This is a genomic window from Shewanella sp. YLB-07 (assembly GCF_009377275.1).
The window spans coordinates 12,386-33,677 of sequence record NZ_VOQB01000018.1; the positions used below are offsets into that span (position 1 = coordinate 12,386).

The 21,292-nt window shown below is 45.4% G+C and carries 15 protein-coding genes; 9 read left to right on the forward strand and 6 right to left on the reverse strand.

Annotated elements, in window-relative coordinates; all coding sequences use genetic code 11:
- Positions 1-35 precede the first annotated feature (35 nt).
- Positions 36-3,551 (reverse strand): YdbH domain-containing protein, encoded by a 3,516-nt coding sequence (locus FS373_RS27405; protein ID WP_144046985.1) that lies wholly within the window; start codon positions 3,549-3,551, stop codon positions 36-38.
- 359 nt (positions 3,552-3,910) lie between these two features.
- On the reverse strand, positions 3,911-4,759 hold the full coding sequence (locus FS373_RS27410; RefSeq protein WP_144046984.1) for a D-hexose-6-phosphate mutarotase: 849 nt from the start codon (positions 4,757-4,759) through the stop codon (positions 3,911-3,913).
- A gap of 391 nt (positions 4,760-5,150) precedes the next feature.
- Between FS373_RS27410 and FS373_RS27415 the strand changes: the two genes are divergently transcribed.
- The 4 genes from FS373_RS27415 to FS373_RS27430 all read left to right on the forward strand — a co-directional run bounded on the left by FS373_RS27415 (position 5,151) and on the right by FS373_RS27430 (position 10,849).
- On the forward strand, positions 5,151-6,947 hold the full coding sequence (locus FS373_RS27415; protein ID WP_144046983.1) for an acyl-CoA dehydrogenase C-terminal domain-containing protein: 1,797 nt from the start codon (positions 5,151-5,153) through the stop codon (positions 6,945-6,947).
- A 257-nt stretch (positions 6,948-7,204) separates the two neighbouring features.
- Positions 7,205-7,735, forward strand: coding sequence for a YbhB/YbcL family Raf kinase inhibitor-like protein (locus tag FS373_RS27420; RefSeq protein WP_152831045.1), 531 nt, complete (start codon positions 7,205-7,207; stop codon positions 7,733-7,735).
- A 49-nt stretch (positions 7,736-7,784) separates the two neighbouring features.
- The gene (locus FS373_RS27425) at positions 7,785-8,648 is read left to right on the forward strand and encodes an AraC family transcriptional regulator (protein ID WP_152831046.1); all 864 of its coding nucleotides are present in this window, start codon (positions 7,785-7,787) and stop codon (positions 8,646-8,648) included.
- Positions 8,649-8,836: 188 nt separating this feature from the next.
- Positions 8,837-10,849, forward strand: a complete 2,013-nt coding sequence (locus tag FS373_RS27430) for a methyl-accepting chemotaxis protein (protein WP_152831047.1) — start codon at positions 8,837-8,839, stop codon at positions 10,847-10,849.
- 183 nt (positions 10,850-11,032) lie between these two features.
- Here FS373_RS27430 and FS373_RS27435 read toward each other — a convergent pair whose 3' ends face one another.
- The 3 genes from FS373_RS27435 to FS373_RS27445 all read right to left on the reverse strand — a co-directional run bounded on the left by FS373_RS27435 (position 11,033) and on the right by FS373_RS27445 (position 13,732).
- The gene (locus FS373_RS27435; protein WP_144046979.1) at positions 11,033-12,973 is read right to left on the reverse strand and encodes an alpha/beta hydrolase family protein; all 1,941 of its coding nucleotides are present in this window, start codon (positions 12,971-12,973) and stop codon (positions 11,033-11,035) included.
- Positions 12,974-13,221: 248 nt separating this feature from the next.
- Positions 13,222-13,434: a DUF2798 domain-containing protein gene (locus FS373_RS27440; protein WP_152831048.1), complete on the reverse strand. Its 213-nt coding sequence runs from the start codon at positions 13,432-13,434 to the stop codon at positions 13,222-13,224.
- 25 nt (positions 13,435-13,459) lie between these two features.
- A complete protein-coding gene (locus FS373_RS27445) occupies positions 13,460-13,732 on the reverse strand; it encodes a putative quinol monooxygenase (RefSeq protein WP_227993336.1) in 273 nt (90 codons plus the stop codon).
- Between the two features lie 152 nt (positions 13,733-13,884).
- On the opposite strand from FS373_RS27445, the gene FS373_RS27450 reads away from it, so the two are divergent.
- The 5 genes from FS373_RS27450 to FS373_RS27470 all read left to right on the forward strand — a co-directional run bounded on the left by FS373_RS27450 (position 13,885) and on the right by FS373_RS27470 (position 19,965).
- Positions 13,885-14,805: a LysR family transcriptional regulator gene (locus FS373_RS27450; protein ID WP_227993337.1), complete on the forward strand. Its 921-nt coding sequence runs from the start codon at positions 13,885-13,887 to the stop codon at positions 14,803-14,805.
- 119 nt (positions 14,806-14,924) lie between these two features.
- A complete protein-coding gene (locus tag FS373_RS27455) occupies positions 14,925-17,525 on the forward strand; it encodes a reprolysin-like metallopeptidase (protein WP_152831050.1) in 2,601 nt (866 codons plus the stop codon).
- Entirely contained in the window at positions 17,522-17,908 is a 387-nt protein-coding gene (locus FS373_RS27460) for a hypothetical protein (protein ID WP_144046976.1), read from the forward strand. Before FS373_RS27455 ends, FS373_RS27460 begins: the two co-directional genes overlap by 4 nt.
- A gap of 84 nt (positions 17,909-17,992) precedes the next feature.
- Positions 17,993-18,691: a response regulator transcription factor gene (locus FS373_RS27465; protein WP_144046975.1), complete on the forward strand. Its 699-nt coding sequence runs from the start codon at positions 17,993-17,995 to the stop codon at positions 18,689-18,691.
- A 2-nt stretch (positions 18,692-18,693) separates the two neighbouring features.
- A complete protein-coding gene (locus FS373_RS27470) occupies positions 18,694-19,965 on the forward strand; it encodes an ATP-binding protein (RefSeq protein ID WP_144046974.1) in 1,272 nt (423 codons plus the stop codon).
- Positions 19,966-20,101: 136 nt separating this feature from the next.
- On the opposite strand, the gene FS373_RS27475 is transcribed toward FS373_RS27470, so the two are convergent.
- Complete coding sequence (locus tag FS373_RS27475; protein ID WP_152831051.1) at positions 20,102-21,289, reverse strand: carbohydrate porin; 1,188 nt, start codon at positions 21,287-21,289, stop codon at positions 20,102-20,104.
- Positions 21,290-21,292: the final 3 nt, after the last annotated feature.

Below are 21,292 nucleotides of genomic sequence, written 5' to 3' on the forward strand. Positions count from 1 at the left end.
GATGACTGGAAGCTGAACGTTCAAAAACCGATGAATTAATTCATCGACTGTTCGATTTGAGTCTGCAACTTATCGCCAATCTGTAAACTCTTTAACAGCTGCAGCATGTTTTCCTCTTGAGAGTAGTTCAAGTGAATAGGGCGTTCAATCCCTTTCGCTTTTCCTTTTACACTCACTTTCAATAGTGCGTCCCCATCGGGGGCCATATCGAAGCTACTGGAGAGTTCTGAATATTCGAGATGCTCCATGGTGGAGAAGGCAAAATCTAAGTAGGGCTGGGACAGGCGCATCTGCTCCACCGCCGGATTGCCGCTGACTGATATGAGTCCGCCCGGTGCTCGAGCAGCCAGTTTACCACCGCTTATTGATATCTTGCCTTGGACTAGATCAACAGGCAATACGCCATCGAAGATCCCGTCTGCATAGAGGCCGACCTGAGGCTGGATGGCCAGTAACTGTTCAAGCTCAAGCCCCTGGAGGACCAGATACCCATGGGACTTGTCGTGTAATCTTAAGTTAAACTCGGGTAACAGTAAGTGTCCGCCGAGGAGCTCACCGCTAGCATTAATCTGGATATTTGCCGCACTTAAGGTCTCGGGGAGCATAGGTTTGGGGCGTTTGCCAACATCAGGACTCAGATCTTTCCGATTTTTTGCTTCTTGTTCTGTTACTTTTTTAGTAGCGATTTTATCGTCAAGTGAGACGCTAAAATCTGCCTGAGCCTTGATATCTGTGATCAGTATGCCGGGATTAAATGCAGCGGCAGAGAACTGGATATCCGGGCAAGACAAGGTACTGATATTTGACCCTTGAGACTCAGGGGATGAGGACTGATTTTTCTGCTCCATTTGATAGTGGCAGCTGGCCTGAATTTCGGCTTGCTCGAAGGGAAGCTCATTAATGCTGCCGCTGAGGGAAGTGAGCTCAGGTGTGAAATTGATACTCACTTGAGTCGATTTATCATTTTTATTGAGTTCGTATTTAGTCTGCAGCCTGGCATCACCTGTGATGAACAGGGATTTTGGCAGGGAGTAGTTATTGCTCACAAGGGATAAAATAGTGCCAAGATCACTGTCTAAATTTAACTTTCCAGTTAGCTGCAGCTGTGAGCCTTTAGCCTCTGTAGGTATGTGAGGCCGTAATCTGTGTTCACTGACAAATTCGAGGCCATCGAACTCCCAGTTTTCATGGGTATCTAATTTAACGCCATTCCAGTCTAAGGTTTGGGAAAGACTCGCCGTGTAGAGGCCTAACAGTTTCTCGGTACGTTTTCTGTTGTTCTTTATGTAATGATGAGTCAGCTCGGCGCCATTGAGCTCATAGTGAGCGACATTTTCCCATAGGTTTTCGGTTAATACTCGGCTCATCGCCTCTGCAGTGAGATCGGAGATCGTCAATGAACTGGTTTTTTCTAAAGAGAGATACAGGCCTGATAGCTTAGCCAGATATTCGTTTTGCTCCGTCGATGGCACAGGTTTTAGGGCCAGTTCATTGTCTAGCTGCTCAAAGTTTAATGGAGGGACGCTTATTTGAATCGGCTGTTTGTTTTTGTCTGCTGAGTCAATCATTCGCTTTATCACCAGTGGGTCAAGGCTGGTTAGACGCGTCACTGCCGTTGATACCGTGAGGCGGTCGCCTGAGCTTGTGGACTGAATGAATTGAACGTCTTCGGACTCAAGGGTGAAAGCGGATAAGGCCAATTTGCTATTGCTTGCTTGATTACTGCTGGCTAAGCTCTCATTAATCAGACTCTTCATTATGATGAAGTGGCTCATTGCTAGAGTGCTGAATTTTAGGCTGTTAGCGTCGAAGCTGAGCGCTTTAGTGACAGAGGCTAAATCAGTCTGTATGTCATGCCTGTAGCGCGTTGGGCCTATAGAGAATGTCAGTCTGGGAATATCCAGGCTCACCGGACTGGCTTCACTCGAGGTCATCACCAGTTCATCATGGCTAACTAGCTTGAGATGATTCAGCTCAAATTGAAACCTGGGGTTATCTGCAGTTTTTCTCGCCGAGTCTTGTTTTACTGACTGAGGTACTAGCTCCACACTGTCTATCTGTGCCTGCAGATTTGGATTTATACTGAGCCTGAATTGAGGTGACTCACTTGCAGTAGGAGTTTCAATATTTATTTTTCCTGCCAGAGTGAGGGATGAAGCGCCGAGTCTGATATCGGCTATGGTCTTATTGCCGGCGAAAGGGCTTGGATCGTCAGGCATTAGTGAGCTAAGCGCCAATGCTTGCTCGCGGGACGCTGCAAACTGCCAATCGCTTGTTAACTCGAATGCCTGACTCTGTGTGGGTATTTGCAGTGACAAATTAGTTGCAGATAATGAGGCATCCACCATGGCATCACGGATCATCAGCTGTGCATGGCCCAGATGAATATTTTTTGAGACAAACGAATAGTCTAAAGGTTGGGACAGAGTGAATATCACCTTAATGGCTTGTTTTTCATCTATTCGAGCCTGACTCTTATCGCCCCCCGCAGCTGTACTGGTGCTGGGCTCAAGTAAGGCCGCCACAAGAGGGATGATCCGTTTATCATGCCGTTCATTATAGAGAAGGGGTAATAAGCTGTTTATCTGATGGCGACTCGGGCTAACCTCGAGGGTGAAAGGCTGTAGTGTTAAGGTCAGATCGGCAAGGTGGCCGGCGATGTCAAATTTAACCCTGTCTTGGGCTAAAGGTTCCTCTGCCGAAGAGCTCGGTGAGTGAGGCGTCAAGGTGAGCTCATCAAACTGCATCAATGTCAGGCTTGAGTGTTTTAAGATATGGGATGACTCTAGTTGAGCCGATTTAAGGTCTAGCGTGGCGTTAGATTCAAGAGTGCCACTTAATACCAGTCCAATTCGTTCACTCTCTTGTTTCAGGGCGAGCAGCGGGGCGAGGGCACTCGTATCGAACTCTTGTGCTGCAAGCTCGGTCAGGAATGCGTATAACTCATCGAAGACGAGTCGGCTCGATACTTGCCATTGTTTATCCGTTAAATGGGCATCTAACTGAAAAATGGCATTATCGTTTCGACTGATGGCCGTGCTTAGGTTGCCATCTTCATCTAAGGTTAAATGCTCCACGGTCAAGCTCAAGGCTGAAGCAGAGATGCCCGCCAGGCTCAGCGAAGTCGTGCCAATATTTATCTGAGGGAGTTCATTGAGATCCAGTGCCAGGGTAGGACCTTGGTCGTCGACATTCTTGCCCGCATCAGTTAACACGCCTGGATTGAGCTTGGCATGGATCTCTTTGATAGATATTTGCTTTATTAAGCTCACGACTTGGTTGCTAGATAGCTGCTGAGAATAGAGACTCAAAAGGCTCATATCTGTATCTAAGGTTAACGCTAAATCTGTGATGCTGATTTCACTGTTATGAACCGTCAACTTGATAACCGGGAACTGCCAATGGTGCATCGAGGTGGGCCTGATGCTGAGTTCATTTATCTGAGTGTTATATTCAACAAGATAATCATTGGCGATACTCATAGCCAATCTCTCAAAGCTGTTGACCAAAATGACAACGAGTATGAGTAGACTGACAATCAAGGCTAGCATGAGCCGCTTTACACGGGAGAGACGACTTAACATTTAAGATTATCGGACTAGAGTGGAGAAATATGGTTTGAGTTTAGCATGGAGTGATATTCAATCGTAACAATATCACTCTAGCTTAGCTGGGGTAGGAGCATAAGTGCAACTGACTGAAAGTGTTTGGAGATTTTCTTTATGTCGATGGCTTTCATCCATGAGCCCTTGTACTGTTAATAATTATGATTTTGACCTTGCTGTTGAAAACAACAAGGTCCTATTGATGAACAATATGCCCTTTGTTGAGATGCTGGTAATTAAAAAATTCTTATTTTAAAACCTATTACTTTAAAAACTCTTAATTGAAACTCGTTACTTTAAATGGACTAATCTTTCCAGCCAATCTTAGTGGTCAGCATATGGGTCTCATCGGGTGCAAGCGTGAGCTTATCTTCCAACACATTGGCCGCCTCGAGACAGACCATGGTCTGGTAGTCATCGCTGTTGAAACGAGACAAGCGCTGAGACTTATCAATCCAAGGGTTCCAGAGCACTGCTGAGTGGCTGTTTTCGCGGCTAACTTCAATAATGCCGTCCGGGGTGTGCAGCTCTTGAACGTCAGCCAATTGGGTATATACCCGATCGGTTTCTTTGTCGAATAGCACTTCATCGCCATTTTGCTTGAATGGGCCTTCACCGAACTCTATGTATTTTGAACCTTTAAAGCCTGTGGCTTTAAGCTGATGAATATCTTTGACCGGGAAATAGCTATGTAGTGCCTGAGTCAAACTCACCGGATAACTGGCCAAATTGGTGTTCTTCAGTGATACCGTCAGGGTGTCCGTTAAGGTAAACAGCATTTCGACGCGAGTATCATGGGGCCAGTAGAGCTTGTCTGCTTCACTTATCTTAAGGGTTAGCTTAAGTTCGACGGCCTGATTCTTCATCTGCACGGATTCCAGTGCCCAGATGCGGGTGCGAGCGAATCCATGTTGGGGCCAGTCCGGGTTATCACTCTGGCCAAACCAGGGCCAACACACAGGTATACCGCCTCGGATGCCACTACCTGGCTGATAATCATCGGCGGATGAGACCCAAAGTAACGGCGCTTTACCGACTGGTTGAAACAGGTCTATCTGTGCGCCTTGCAGGAAAATTCTCGCCTTACATAATGGCGTATCGACATCGACATATTCTAAGCCATTGCTGTGCTTTTTTGTGGTGACTGAGCCCATTACTGCTTCCTCATTCCATCAATTCGTGCCGTACATTTAAGAAAGCATATTTGTCTTTTTATGTTCAAGCAGCGGAATTTATTTTAAAAACTGACAATTAGCTTACCCTGTTTCCCCGCCCTTCATAAGGGGTCGTTATGCTGAATTTATGGTAACGCTGTTCTAGCTGTGGAACAAACTTGAACTAATGCTGATTTTTCAAACCAAATTAAGTAAAGTGGTCGGATCTCTGTACTTGTAAAATGATTAAATTAAACGCATGATTGAAACTTGTGTATGAAAAGTTCATTCTAATGACACTATAGAATCTATGCACAAGATACATAAGATAGAAGACCTGATAAATAACACCTGAGCTTTACCATTTAGCATAAAAATAAAGGGAACAGGAATGCCAATATATCAAGCGCCACTTCGTGACTATCAGTTCGTACTTAACGAACTTCTCAATATATATCAGCGCACTGAGCTTAAAGGCTTCGATGAAATCGATGCCGACTTAGGTGATGCAATCTTGCAAGGAGTGGCGGACTTTACCACAGAGGTCATGTTGCCCCTCAATGGCAGTGGCGATGTTGAAGGCTGTAAGTTGGTCGATGGCAAGGTTATCGCCCCCAAAGGCTTTGCTGATGCGTATAAGCAATATGTCGACAATGGTTGGGCGACGCTGACCTGCGATCCTGAGTACGGTGGTCAAGGGCTTCCTGAGTGTATCGGTGTGTTTGCTACCGAGATGAAAACGGCCACTAATATGGCGTTTGCCATGTATCCGGGTCTGACACATGGCGCTTATGCGGCAATTCATGCCCATGGTAGCGATGCACTGAAACAGAAATATTTAGAGAAATTGGTTTCCGGTGAATGGACCGGCACCATGAACCTTACCGAGTCCCATGCGGGAACAGATCTGGCACTATTGCGAACCAAAGCCGTTGAGGCTGGCGAGGGACTGTTTGCTATTTCGGGCGAGAAGATTTTCATCTCGTCGGGAGATCATGACTTGGCGGAGAATATCATTCACCTGGTGCTTGCCAGACTACCCGATGCACCGGAAGGCGTGAAGGGCATATCACTGTTTGCCGTGCCTAAGATTATGGTTAATGCCGATGGCAGCTTAGGCGAAGCAAACAGCTTATGTGCCGCGGCGCTTGAGCATAAGATGGGCATTCACGGTAACTCAACTTGTGTGATGAATTTCGATGCTGCCATAGGCGAGCTTATCGGTGAGCCACATCAGGGCCTGAGAGCCATGTTTACCATGATGAACCAAGCCAGACTCGGTGTGGGCGTTCAAGGTTTAGGGGTATCAGAAATTGCCTACCAAAATGCCTTGGCTTATGCCAAAGACAGAATTCAGGGCCGAGGCTTAAGTGGCGTAAAAGATGCGTCACAGGCCGCCGACCCTATCTTGGTTCATGGCGATGTACGACGTATGCTGATGGCGCAGAAATCCTTCAACGAGGGAGCCAGAGCCTTAATTGGCCAGCAAGCCTTGTGGCTCGACGAAGCCGAGCGTCACCCTGATGCGGATAAGGCAAAAGCGGCTAATAAGCTCGCGGCGCTATTTACCCCGATCGTCAAAGGATTTATCACCGACCGTGGCTTCAATGCCTGTGTCGATGCTCAGCAAGTTTTCGGTGGCCATGGCTATATTCACGAGTGGGGCATGGAGCAGTTCGTGCGCGACATACGTATTGCCATGTTATATGAAGGCACCAATGGCGTGCAGGCATTAGATCTTGTCGGCCGTAAGCTGATGGGGGACAAGGGCGCCACCTTGATGGTTTGGTCAGAGATGGTTAAAACCCTTATCGGTGAAAACATGGCTAATGATGCCATGAAACCTTATCTTGCCGGGCTGATGGATGCGTCAGGGGATCTGGAGAAGGCGACTCAGTTTTTGGCTGCTAATGCTCCTAAGAACCCTGATATCCTGGGGGCGGGCTCAATGCCATATATGCAGATCCTTGGGATCACAGTACTGGCCTGGATGTGGACCCGCAGCGCAGTGACGGCGCTCGCGGCGCTTGAGTCTGGTACTGAAGATAAGGCTTTCTATGAGGGTAAGCTTAAAACGGCTCAGTTTTATATGAGTTATTGGACAGTGCAGACCCGCAGCCTGCGTAAGCAGATTGAGTCCAGCAGTGAACTTTTGACTCAACTTGAAGAGGCCGATTTCGACCTCTAATCTGTCAGGTTTAGTTTGGGTATGAGCCTTGAGTCAGTTTCTTGGTTTTGAGACTTAGCACTTGAACGCCGATGGGAGAAATAAAAGCATAAATGCTGAGGCGTTTATGCTTTTTTTATGGGCGAAAATCTACTTTTGTTATTTTATGACTCAAAGTGTCATGTTGTCGATAATTATGGTAATAAATGAACTTTATGGTTAAGTATTTTCCCGGGTAAGGGCTATTCTATAGCTTCTATTTACTTAAGGGATCAGTTATGAAAGTCATCAATCTATTACCCATCATGGCCGCATTTATCGGCATATCCGCCTCGGCCATGGAGATATCGAGTCAAGATATCAAAGAAGGCCAGCTTATGGGCAAGACGTTTGAATTTTCCGGTATGGGCTGTAATGGCGGTAATCTCTCTCCCCAGCTTTCCTGGACTAAGGTGCCGCCCGGTACTAAGAGCTTCGCTATCACGGCTTATGATCCTGATGCACCAACTGAAAGTGGTTGGTGGCACTGGACGGTATTAAATATTCCCGTGTCCACACTCAGCTTGCCACGGGGCGCATCGGGTAAGGCATCAGTGGGATTAGAGACTCGCACTGATTTTGGTAAACCCGGCTTTGGCGGTGCATGTCCGCCTAAGGGTGATGGCATGCACAGATATCAGTTCACCGTGTGGGCGTTGCCGAAAGCTAAGATAGATCTGCCTGCTGACATTTCGCCCGCGGTAGTGGGTTTCACCCTCAATAGTATGGTGATTGAGAAAGCTGTGTTGACGGCCACTTATGTGCGCTAGTTGCGGTGTTTGTTGTTAACGCCTGTATTTATACTCGAGGGCTGATGTGATGAAAAAAGTGATCTTGGTGAGTCATTATCAGGGCATAGCACCACAGGCACTGCGTAATGTACCTGTGCATAGCCCGAGTATTTTTGCGATCAAACAAGGCCGTAAACTCATGAGCTGGCATGAAGAGTCACTTCATTTTGGTGGCGGCGACTGGTTGATCGCCGCGGCGGGTAGTCAGCTCACTTTTATCAATGAGCCCCATCATCAGCAGTTCAGCTCGGTGCAGGTATCATTTTTACAGCCACCAAGCCAAGAGTTGATGGATGAGATTGAAGTTGGATATAGCAAAGGAAACAGGAAAGAAAATAAGCACAGAGGAAACAAGGGGGAGGCGAGAGCGGTCCTGTCATCGGCATATCATGAATTTTCTCAGGCTCAGTCGCCTAAGTTAAGCGCGAATAGTCAACTCTGCTTTGCCTTAGAGCTGTTATTGAGCATGCAGGGGCAGGATTTAAGCACTCAGGTACAAAGTTACTACCTAAATGGCTTCTATCAGCAACTCATGGAAGCGGGCTGCTTGGACAAGCTGTTTCCCGGCGATCCGCAATCATTGCGGCAGAGACTTAGCCGTTATCTGGCCCAGAGTCCTGGAGCCGAACATCACATTGAGCAAGTCTGTAAGCTTTTTTCCATGAGTAAGTCGACACTGACGCGTCATCTGGCACTGGAGGGCACTTCGTTCAGGGAGGTGCTGGCCGAAGTGCGTATGCTCCATGGTTTGAGTTTGATGCAGAAGAAAAATTACCGACAGGTCGACTTAGCCCTGCTCTGTGGTTATCAGTCGGAGTCGCGTTTCTCCCAACGCTTTCGCCAACAATTTGGTGTTAGCCCAAAACACTATATGAAGACGGTTAGGGGATAGCCCTGTTCCTGCTTCATGACATTGTCGTGCTTTAATTACCATGCTTAGGCCGTTGCTAAGGTAACGAATACCGTTTGGTCTTCGTCGCCTGAGTTGAGCTGAGTTAAGTTGAGTGTTACTTCTTTGTAATAAAATCTTCCCTGTTCTGGTCTAAAATATACTATCACTTTTTGAATGGATTCTTCCCAATGTCTGCACTCCTTTCTTTCGGGATGAGCTTGGCCAATAAACTGAGTTTTAAAAAGAAATTTACTCTATTAGCCATCGCAACCCTGTTACCTCTCTCCATAGGTGCCGCCTATATTGTTCAACTTCAGTTTCAAGAGGTAAAGAGGGTAGAGCGTGAGCTCACTGGCCTGGCCTTTGTTCAAGGGCTGGCGAGTGTGGATGAAAAGCTTAGCCATCTTAGAGCCGGAGGTCGTGGACAGATAAGTGGGCTAACTAGCTTAGCCGAAGGCCTCGAGCAAGTGTCCCGTCAGAGTGATATCTATGCCTCTGTGGCCCCTCAGTCTGTGGGTCTTTTATCACAAAATATACTCGCTATGGGTCAAGCCGCTGGGGAGTCTGATAAGCAACGTGTTTCTTCTACTGATATTGATTTTATTGCCGATCAGCTACAAGATCTCAAAGAGAGTATAGGCGCAGAAACGGGTCTGTCATTGGACGTAGACCCAAGGGGTTTCTATCTTGCTGAGATATATCTTTCACGACTCTCAGAGTTAAGTGATTTCAGCGCCAGAGTCGCAAGCGTATCAAAGCAGGTATTAGCTTCTGCTGGCTTTACTCAAGATACTTATACTCGGCTGGTGGCGCTCAATAACCGCTTGTCAGAGTTGTTACAGAGCAGTGAGAAGACCCTGGGCAGATTAGCCATGCAGGAAAATGATGACAGTATCGGCTCGCTTATCAGGAATATTGAGGAGATGCACCTAGGGATAGAAGAATTTATTCAATTGGTGAACGACAAGCTGATTATTCCGGATAACTTAGAGATAACTGAGCCGGCATTTAAACAGCAAACTCAGGAACAAGCACAACGAATTACCTTAGTGTTGGTGCAAAGCCACCGAGCGCTAGCAGACACCTTAACGAGTCGTGAAAGTGATAAAACGCTGGTGATGTTTTGGTTGATAGCCATAGTAGGCTTAGTGGTGATCGGCAGCCTGTATGCGCTTCTCGTTATTTACCAAGCTATCGTGGTTAATGTGCGGGAGATAGAATCTATCGTTGATCTGGTTTCGAAAGGTGATCTTAGCAAAGAGGTCAGGCTTTCACATACCAGCATATCCGGCAAAGGCGGAGATGAGTTTTCTCATATCGCCAGCGCATTTAATCGTATGCTTGTCAGTATCCGCAGTTTGATCACTGAGGTACAAACCTTGAGTGAGCAGGTGGTTGTTGCCAGTGGTACCATGCTTGAGGTGACTAAAAGTATGGAGGCTACGTTAGCCGCGCAGCAGGAAGAAACCCACCATGTTGCTAGCGCAATTGGTCAGGTATTAGTGTCGGTAAACAGCGTCGAAGCAAGCATGGGGGAGGCGACCAATATCACCGCGAATGCTCAGCAGGCGGTGACACAAGGGCAAGTTGTCATCTTAGACACCGTCGAAGGAATAGATCATATCGCCAAAGAAGTTACCACTGGATCTGAGGTGATCAATCTGTTGGCCGAACATACCAGTGAAATAGGTAATGTGGTGGATGTGATCCGTTCAATTGCCGATCAAACTAACTTGCTGGCACTCAATGCTGCGATTGAAGCAGCCAGAGCCGGAGAGCAGGGCAGGGGCTTTGCCGTGGTGGCCGATGAGGTGCGAACTTTAGCCAGTCGCACTCAAACATCGACCCAAGAGATCCAATCCATGATTGAGCAAGTACAAGCCGGGGTAAAGCAAGCGGTCAGCGCCATGGAGTCAGGCACCAGCCAGGCTGATAAAGGCGTATTACTGGCCAAGGAAGTGAGTCAAAGCATGGCTCAGCTCACCACGAATATGGAGGAAATTGTCGGGGTCACTCAAGAGATCGCCCATGCCGTCGCCGAGCAGCGCATCGCCACCATACAAATAGACACCAAGACTCTCGCTATCGGCCAAGGCGCAGACGAGGCACTCACATCGGCTCAAGGCGCATCTGAGATCTGTATCAGTCTGGCAGAAGATGCCAGAAAGCTAGCCGCGCAGATAGAGGGGTTTAAGCTTTGAAATGGTGATAAGTTAATATGATTTGTATTTCTTCGTTAACTCTATTTATGAGACAGCTCGTCATTTTAGCTGGGAAAATAGTTGGGCTTGATGGCTCTAGAAATTAGTGTCATCAAGCCCAGCGTATAATACTCTTTACTCTTAGCTAGTGATTTTGAATAAGTCAGCTTGGCGATGCTAACGTCATAAATACTTATTCAAGAATGCACTAATTTCACCGTAGGCGACCTTCCTGTTATCTGGATTATCCAGAAAATGGGTACCATTTTTTAACTCGATATATCTAACATTCAATCCCTTACTCTTTGCCTTGCTGTAAAAATCACTGGATTGTTGAAAGTTGACTCGTGTGTCCTTAGTACCATGAATAAGTAAAATAGGGGCTTTTATCTTATCTAGATGGTTGATGGCGGATACGTCGGCGAGGGCTTTCTTAGCGTCGCTGTCAGCCGGGTCGACAATATTGGCAACATAAGTGTCAGCTCTTTCTTCATCATCGATCATCTCTTCGAGGTCGCTTATCCCGGCTATGCTGACGAAGCACTTAAAGGCCTGATTGGTTTGAACGGCGGCGGTGAGGGCCACATAGCCCCCATAACTCCCTCCGACGATACAGGCATCTCCATTAACCAGGTTTTGTTTGTTAAGCCAGTCTACGCCATCCATAACATCTTGCTGCATGCGCCGGCCCCATTGATAATAGCCGGAGGTTTCAAAGTCTGTACCGAAACCGCTCGAGCCTCGAAAATTGATCTGCAGTACTGCGTAACCTTCATGGGCGATAAGTTGTACCAGAGGATCGAAATATCGGTAGTCACGGCTATGGGGGCCGCCATGGGGTAATACCACCAAAGGAGGCTTGCTATTGGGCTGCAAATTAATGGGCATGGTTAGGTATCCAGGAATTTTTTTCCCATCGGATGCCAAAAATTCTATGGCTTGAACCGAGGCCAGTGGCTTATTTTCCAATTTAGGGTATTGCGAGAACCAGATGCCGCCCTTATTAGTACTGAGATCGAACCAGAAGTATTTACCCGGTGAGTTATCTTGGATGGCGTAAGCTAATACCTTGGTATTGTCACGGCTCTTACTGGCAATAAACACCTGATAATCCTCCAGTGATGCCTTCACCGTGTCGAATACTTGCCTATCTTTATCTTTGAAGTAGTAGCGTTGCTGAAAATCATCTGACCAAGTGACGCCGATAAGCTCGCCATCTGAGTCGCTGATCCCGCTATCTAAATCGTATTTTTCATGGCCAAATATTTTCTTTTCAAATTTACCCGATGCAATATCGAATAGCCACAGACTTTGACGTCTGGTCTCACGGTCACTGAGTACGTAGGCTTTAGTGGCATTTTTTGTTAGTCCCAATACGGTAAATGTATCGCCTTTACCGTACTGTTTATGATGTAGTTTTTTAAACTTATCATCGGCAGTTTTTCTATACCAGATGGTAATAAAGTGACCCTTGTCATCAAAGAGTCCTTCTTGTTTTTTTATGCCAATACCCAAGCGAACAGTGCCGTCGTGATCGGCAAACCAGGAGTCAATGTCGTAGGTATTTGCCAAGTATTTGTCGAAACTACCATCGGTCAGATCTACCTTAAAGAGGCTATACCCCTTGTCTCTGGTATCGTATGTGCTGATAAGGATGTGTTGGTGATCATTCTTTAAAGTCGAAACTAAAGAATATGATTGCAGTTTATGCCAGGGATCTTTTCTGAGTCGCCTGTGGGTTAATTCCCTGGCTTTCTTGGTTTCTGTGTCTATGGAGTAGATCCTAGAGACCCTGCTATAGCTTCCGCGATAGTTATCCGGGTAACTGGTGCCAATAATGACATGTTTATTACCGGACCAACGTACAAAGTCGACTCTATCTTTTGCTTTTTTCAGTTGCGCCAACGCGGTGAGCTTATTGCTTGGGAACTGAGATTGCACCACCATAGGCCCCTTAGCCGTGTTGTATATTGACACCATAGATTTACCATCCGGGGAGATCTGAGGTGACTCTAGCAAGGGGAGGGAGCTAAATGACTCTATCGGTATAGAAGCGGCCATTGCAATAGTATTAAGATTTAGCGCGCATGCGAGAGTGATTAGCAGATACTTTATTTTTTTCATGTTCTTACCAAATTAAATCCCTTTATGGATAAAGTATACGATCATGTTTTTTAATGTTCAAGACATGTGAATATTTATATGCTTGGTAACCAAAAGAACCCTTATATTTGGCCTGCTAGTCTGCAATACAAACTAGGCCGTCAGACTAGGAATACTTGATGCGTTGAACATTCATATAAATTCCTTTTTGTGCTGTAAATACAGATGTTCGATTCTGTATTTACAGCCGTTTATCCGGCCGGTTTTAACTATTTTCTGACTATTTTTTCAGATAAATTATGCACCTTAGGGGCAAATAGGAAGGAGATGGTCGCGGCTGCGGGCCATGCCAATATGAAGGCCTTTGCCCATAACCAGAGAAAGTTTGGCGCTAATCCTAAGTTAATCCAGGTTATCCAGAGGGTCATCAGCAGGGACAATACAAAGGACATTAATAGTGAAAATACGATGCGTTGTTTCATCGTGCCTCCTTGTCAGTGACCATGGTTAGTTTTCGATATAGGTCACTTTAGTCAGATTACGAGCAAGATAAGCCAGCGTATGTTCGGCCTCAAAGTGTGCGCTCAGTGCATCACTGTTTACCCAGTGTTCCCAAAGGGTAAAGTGAGACGGATTGTCTTGATGCTGCAGCACTTCAAATTTTAAACAACCAACTTCTTTTGCTGTCGCTTCTGACAATGCGTGCAGTGCCTGCTTGACTTGATCTGTATCTAAGCCAGCTTCTGTAACCAGACCCGCATTTATCCATAATTGACCCATGTTGCCTCCAGATTGACTACTCATTTTTGATTATGAACTAATGACGCTTATGTGATGAGTAGATGTTTATTGAGAAAGTTAGACGAGCTTATATGGTTTCGTTTATTATAAATATACGTAACAATTCAATTATAAATTCCATTTATGAAATCATGTTAGATGACATAGTGCTCTATATCCATATCGTTCAGTCGCGAGGCTTAGCTATCGCGGCGAAGCAGTTACGACTGCCCGCCGCCACAGTGACCCGTCGCCTGCAAAAACTCGAAACTTCTATTGGATGTAAGTTGATACATAGATCCGCCCGTCAGTTTTCTCTGACGGCGGAAGGTGAGGTGTATTACCAGGCATTCTATGAGTTAGTACAGACATTTGAAGCCACACAACGTAGCCTCTCAGCAGACCTACACTTGCTCAGTGGCAAGTTGAAAGTGCTGGCACCGACCAATATATCCACCGGATTACTGCAGCCCATGTGGTCATCGTTTATCAAGTCCTATCCCGATATTCAGCTGGATCTCAGTTTGAATAATGCCAATCAAGATATTTTGGTGGTTCAGGCCGACATCGCTCTGAGGATCGGACCGCAAAAAGATTCTCAGTTGTATCAGAAGGGATTGGGTTTCATTCCAACTGTTCTTGTCGCTTCGACAGACTATCTGAACAATCATGCGGCGCCAGCTCAATTGGACGAACTTTTCAAGCATAGGATCATAGGGGTAAATAGTATTCCCGTATGGACACTGACCCATAGAGTCACCGGCAATGAGGTGGAGCTCACACCTAGTATCAATACTTTTGTTAATGATATTAAGATGGCCAGTCAGTGGGCTTGTGATGGGATAGGTATTGCCTTGTTGCCTATCAGCGAAGTGTACCAAGATTTGCATGATGGCAATTTAGTGCAGGTACTCATAGATTGGTCAGGTCCTAAGCGAGAGCTATACGCCGTCTGGCCTAGTGGCAGACTCTTGAGTGCCAAAGCCAAGTGTTTACGTGATTTTATGCAGGACTATATTGATAAAGATGAGGTGTTGCAGACTCAGGGGATGATTTTAAACAAACCGAATTAGACGGCAAACATGCTTTGTATCCGTTTGTATCTATTTGGGGGTAAACGCTACAATTTGCCAAGGAAGTTAACAAGTGTCTTACATTAAGGTGGTGGCTCTCATTGTTAAAGGGGGTCCCTATGAAAAAAATAATATCGATTTTGAGTCTATGTGCTCTAGCTTCACAATCTGTGATTGCACAAGGACTATCATCGAGCCAGTTTAATGATTGGCACAAGGTAGCAGCTAAGAGTGATGGAGGAAAGATCAATAGCCAGGCACGCTCGAGTCATCAGCTAACAACGAATATTGCTGCATTAAATCAGATTTTGCTGTCAGTGGATGAGAGTGTTGTTGTGACATTACCTCTGCCCGATGGTAGTTTTGCAGACTTTAAGTTAAAGCCTGCAGACATAGTTGCTAGCGAGCTTAGTGAGAAATACCCCAATATAAAAACCTTCAGTGGTTTTGAACTCGGAAATCCGGATAATCATGGTCGTTTCGATATTACTCCTCAGGGATTTCATGGCCTGTTTCGATTCGGAGACGAAACTGTCTATATCGACCCTCAATATCGAGGTAATGATGCCCGCTATATCAGTTACTTTAGAAAAGATGCTATCCCTTTAGATCTTAGCAATATGCCAAGAAGACAAGCGCCTAAACATAGAGGTAAGGGACAAGATACATTATTGAATCATGTTAGAAGGGAGGTGACCAATAATAGCCAAGGTCAGGCGACTCAATTAAAAACCTATCGTATTGCCATCTCGGCTACGGGTGAGTACACCCAATTTCATGGCGGAACGAAAGAGCAAGGCCTTGCCGCTGTTATCACCATGCTCAATCGAGTCAACGATGTTTATCAAGCCGATCTAGCGGTGAAGTTAGAGCTAGTCGCTAATAATGACGCACTTATTTTCGTTGATCCTGAGACCGATCCCTTCGCTAATACAGATGCAGACGGTGAAGCGAATACGGGGATCATAGATCAAGCCATAGGCAGTGGCAGTTATGATGTCGGCCACGTTGTTAATACCGGGGGAGGTGGTTTAGCTGGTTTTGGCGTGATCTGTGATGTGAATTCAAAAGGAGATGGGGTAACAGGTAGTGGTAGTCCGACAGGTGATGCATTTAATATCGATTATGTTGCCCATGAGTTAGGGCATCAATTTGGCGCCGATCATACGTTTAATGGCTTATCGGACTCTTGCGATGGCAATCGTGCCGATACCAGCGCCTATGAACCTGGCAGTGGATCGACTGTGATGGGTTATGCCGGTATTTGCGGGCAACAGAACTTACAGAATAACTCTAATGCTTATTTCCATTCACATTCAATCGATGTCATCAAAACTCATATCACGACAGGGAGTGGAGGAAGTTGTGGCCAGATCACTAGCATAACCAACTCAAGCCCCACAGTGGATGCGGGTAAAGATTATGTCATTCCGGCCAGTACCCCCTTTGTGTTGACTGGTAGTGCAAGCGATGTCGATGGTGACAACTTATCTTATGACTGGCAACAGTATGACTTAGGCCCAGCTAGTGCCAGTCTTTCAGAGCAAATCGATGACGGTAAGCGCCCACTATTTAGGGTATGGAGTCCAAGTAGCCAGCCGAGTCGCACGTTTCCAAGACTCGAAGATATATTGCTCAATAAACTCACCATAGGTGAAACGTATCCCAAGACCACTCGTGAACTTAATTTTCGTTTAGTCGTGAGAGATGGCAAAAAAGGTTTATCGCGAGACTCGATGAAAGTCAGCGTTATCGATACCAATCAGGCATTTTCTGTTATTGAGCCCGCGTCAGGATCCTCTTGGTCTAATAATACCCAAGTAGTCACTTGGAATGTTGCTAACACTCAGGTTGCGCCAATTTCCTGTACTAAAGTGAATATCCAGTTGTCGACCGATGCGGGTATCAGTTTCGAGACCGACCTGGCGCTTGGGGTCGATAATAACGGTAGTTATGAGGTCAAGCTGTCACAAATCAGTTCGGATAAAGCCCGCATAAGACTGAGTTGTGCAGATAACATCTTCTTTGCTATTAACAGCGGAAATTTTTCAATTTCCTCAGGTGCAGCCGATGAAAAAATTACCATCTCTGGACTGAAAGCGCCGCTTTCTATCGATGAAGATGAAAAATTGAAGGTAACGGCGGATATGTTCAATTACCAAGGGCTTGTAGCAAGTAGCATTAGCTTGCAAACGGGGAGTAACTATCAGGTTAACGGCGATACTATCACGCCTAAGGCTGATTTTAATGGTGAGATATCTGTACTTGTGACTGGTCATAAAGGTGATATTAAGAGCGAGGCCTTCTCTGTCATCATCAGTGTCACAGCTGTAAATGATGCCCCCGAAGCCGTGAACGATGTAGCCAGTGTAGCGCAAGATTCGAGCAAAAATATTATCGACCCTTTGAGTAATGATTTAGATGTAGATAAAAACAAGCAACTGAGTCTTGTCAGCGTTAATTATACCGGCAAGGGAAGCGTCACTATTATCAACAACAAGTTAAGTTACACGCCTGCCGCCGGATTCTCTGGGAGCGACACCATAACCTATACAGTGCAAGACTCGGAGAAAGCTTCCGCCGATGGGATTGTGACAATCACAGTAAAGGCCATCGGAGGCGAGAGTGATAAGAAATCATCTGGTGGCAGCCTGGACTTCTGGTTATTGATATTAATGCCCTTATTGGCAGGGCGTAGAATGAAAAGGTGGCTTGGATGAATAAGATAAAGCCTCTTATGTCTATGGTGATATCTTTGATGGCCATGATTCAACTCTGTGGTTGTGAGAACCAGTCTCAGTTGGAGATGGACCCAGTGCAGATTAAGGTGGCTGAGGCTGTCAAGGAAGCTGAGCTTCTCGGTGACTATAGACTCTATGCGACGACAGGGAGAAGAATGACTCTGCCTGGGATTTCAATGAATGATAATCAGCAGGCTAAGGCATTATGTGGAGTTCAGTATATGATCGAAACCGGAGACGTTATTTCCACTGAGGAGCAGAGGGATAAACGTAAATATCTCATAGACTTTATGACATCTTATAATCAGGTTATATTCGAAAAGTGTAAAAAGTTACTGATTGAACAAGACCATAATCAATAACAAGTATTAAGCTTGGTATATTAGCCAATGGCATAAGTCCCGTAGCCGTATAGGACTTATGTCAATATGAGACAAAGTTCTGAAATGAAACAAAAACTATCCGTACTCGTTATCGACGATGATATCGAACTATGCAACCTTATCCGTGATTATCTTGTTCAAAATGGATATAGAGTCAATGTCCTTAATGACGGCCTCAACGCCGCCGCGCAGATACTCGAACAAGCGCCTCATATAGTCATACTGGATCTTATGCTTCCTCATGTTGATGGACTCACCATATGTAAACAGATAAGAGATGACTACCATGGCTCGATTATCATGTTGACTGCACTGGATGATGATATCGATGAAGTGACAGGTCTCGAAGTCGGGGCAGATGACTATCTGGCAAAACCGGTTAAACCTAGAGTCTTGCTGGCACATATTAGAGCTCAACTCAGGCATCTTGAGAAGCATAAGAAACGGCAGGAATTAGAAAGTATCCCGTTTGGTAATCAAAGTTTTGTGCTCAACCCCGGCCACAGAACACTCATGGTTGATAATCAAGTGATCGAGCTTACTGGCGCCGAATACGATGTCTTGCTGCAGCTTGCGATTCATTGCGGAGAGATCGTCAGTCGAGAAGCCTTACATAAGACCATTTTTAATTTTGAATATGACGGTATTGAGCGCTCTATCGATCTACGCATCTCCAGGTTGAGAAATAAGTTAAAACTACATAGTGGAGCCGGAAATATTATCCAGACGATTAGAAATAAAGGGTACTTACTTGCGAGATAAAAATGACTAGAATACTGCGATCGGCGACAGCTTTATTCATCAGTTTCATTATTGCTGCCTTGCTGAGTCAGGCTTTTATTTATGATGCAGTAGATAGACTAGCCCTGAGAACATTTAATAATGATCTGTTGCAATATCGGACTCAGATCAAAAACAGTGTCGATAATACCAAGCCTAAACTATGGCATCACCAAGTGGCGTCTCTTTCTGATGATCTTGGTGTTCCGGTATTTATTGATAAACTAAATGCAGATAATTTCAACGAAGAAACCTTAGAGCAACTTGTTTCTCCTATAGGCACTAACGGCATTATCGATCTTGAGATGGGGCTTGTCTATTACCCTGTGTCGAAACAATATGGGATAACAGCGGGTCCATTTTATGACGTGACTCTGGCCTATGCACCAGAGATATTCACCTGGTTATTTGCCTTATTTATGGCCATCATTACCGTCAGTTTACTTCATTATCAAGATATCAAGGCACTGAGACGTCTCAGTGAATCACTCTTTGGAGATACTTGCCCTTCCAATGAGCCGATTAATATCGACTCATTGATCTCTCAAGCTGAATTGATGTCGAGAACTAATCGGCAAAAATCCAATGAACTCGATCAGCTGCTTATCACACAAAGAGATCTCCTCCATGGGATAGCCCATGAATTCAGAAGCCCGCTAGCTCGAATGGAGTTCGCCTTAGAGTTGCTCGAAGAGGCTGATGTGGATAAGCGCTTGCAACTAAATGGACAACTTGAGCGTTCGATTAAAGAGCTCGATGAGCTGGTCAAACAGGTACTGAGATATTCTCGGCTTCAGCATGATGGGGCCGAAATTGAATTGAGCCTAACGAGTGTTAAAGAGTTAGTGGAAATTTCAATCGATAAAGTACAGAGTTTCTATCCCAACATTCAGTTTATCTTCGATGATGAAACCCATTACCCTGTTAAATGTGACATAAAATTAATGGTTATCGCGCTATCCAATATTCTGAGAAATGCGGGACGCTTCGCTTACTCTAAGTGCCTCATTTCAGTCAAAAGCGACAATACTTATCTTCTGATAAGCATTCAAGATGACGGAACCGGGCTAGCTCCGGGTAAGAAAAATCAAATATTTGAGCCTTTTACCCGTTTAGACCCGAGTCGCTCCAGAGATTCCGGAGGATATGGGCTAGGTCTTGCCATAGTGCAGTCGATTATCCATAAACATAAGGGCAGTATTTCGGTCGAGGATGCGGTGATCGGTGGCGCTGATTTTATTATCAAGTTAGGCTAAATATTGAAAATGTATCCAAATTTATTGATTAATTGTATGGCTGTGATCTCTGTGGTAGTGCTCCATTGATCTCATTGTTACTCTGCCATTTTAAAGGGCAGAATAACAATGAGGGGCTGTAAAATAATACCTGTTTTTATAACGTGAAATGAACTCTTAACCCCCATACCCATGAATTATCTGCCTCAGGGGTCAACGGTAAAGTATGGAGGTATTGAATATTAGGGCTGAACTTGAGGTGAGCATTAAGGCGGTATTTGTAAAAAAGTTCGCCCGTGTATTGGTCATCAAATTGCGTACCGAACAAGGCTTTATTGGGCTTGCCCCAACCAAGGGCAAGATTAAGGGAGTCTTGTCCTGTGCCTAATCCAACGAAACCTACCCCAGCGGTTACAGAGCTTGAGAGCAAACTGGCATCTCCCTCAGCGTAGCCTGCGCGTAAGAAAGGGATCCATCGTTCAATCATATAGGTGGCTGATAAATTGATGCCTTGACTGTCCTGTGTGCTGTGGCGGGTGCCGCCATCGAGTTGCCAAGCAATAAGATGAAGATTACGGGTATAAAATTGATCTAATGATTCAATCCAACCCAGTTCCAGTGAACTAAAAAGCGCCTGCTCATCAAAAATTTTGCTAAAAGCTTCAAAAGGGTGACTGGAATCGGCATTACCATCGGAGAGACTGGCTAAGCCATATAATTCCTCGTTAAACATGTGCCTAACCGATATCCCAAATGTAGCTTCATCGGGCATTGCAATCGTGCCTGCACCTGTGCTGAAGATGAAATTGGAAAATCCATTCCAGGGGTTGCCTAATGCATAGGTGTCAATGTAGTCGGTGGTATCAAGAAAACCGATTAATAACTCGGTATCATTCTGGTTAAACTGCTGCTTCCAATACAGGTTGGTTAAACGCAAGCCTTGATCACTAAGGATGGGCTGTATGAGTCCAACGGCTCCGACATTGTCGATGACAAATGCTTTAGGGCTAGTGTCTGTGTATCTATGACGATGTTCTACTTTTAAGACATATTTACCAGTGTCGTTTTGCTTGTTTTCAATCAGCGTCCAGTCAACCATCAGCCTTATGATGCCTCCGGCAGCATTGGAATTTTTATTTGATTGGGTTTCGGTTGCTCCAGTGACATAAGTCAGGTAATCGGCATCGATATCGACGACAGAATTAGCTTGTGGCGTTACAGGTGTAATGGGCAACTCAATGTCAGGATATTCTTTTGCAATAGGCTGACTTGTTGGAGGAATAATGGCGACAAGTATGGTCAGCCAAGCAAAACAAAAATGTACGGGGATATTAGTACGCTTCATGAT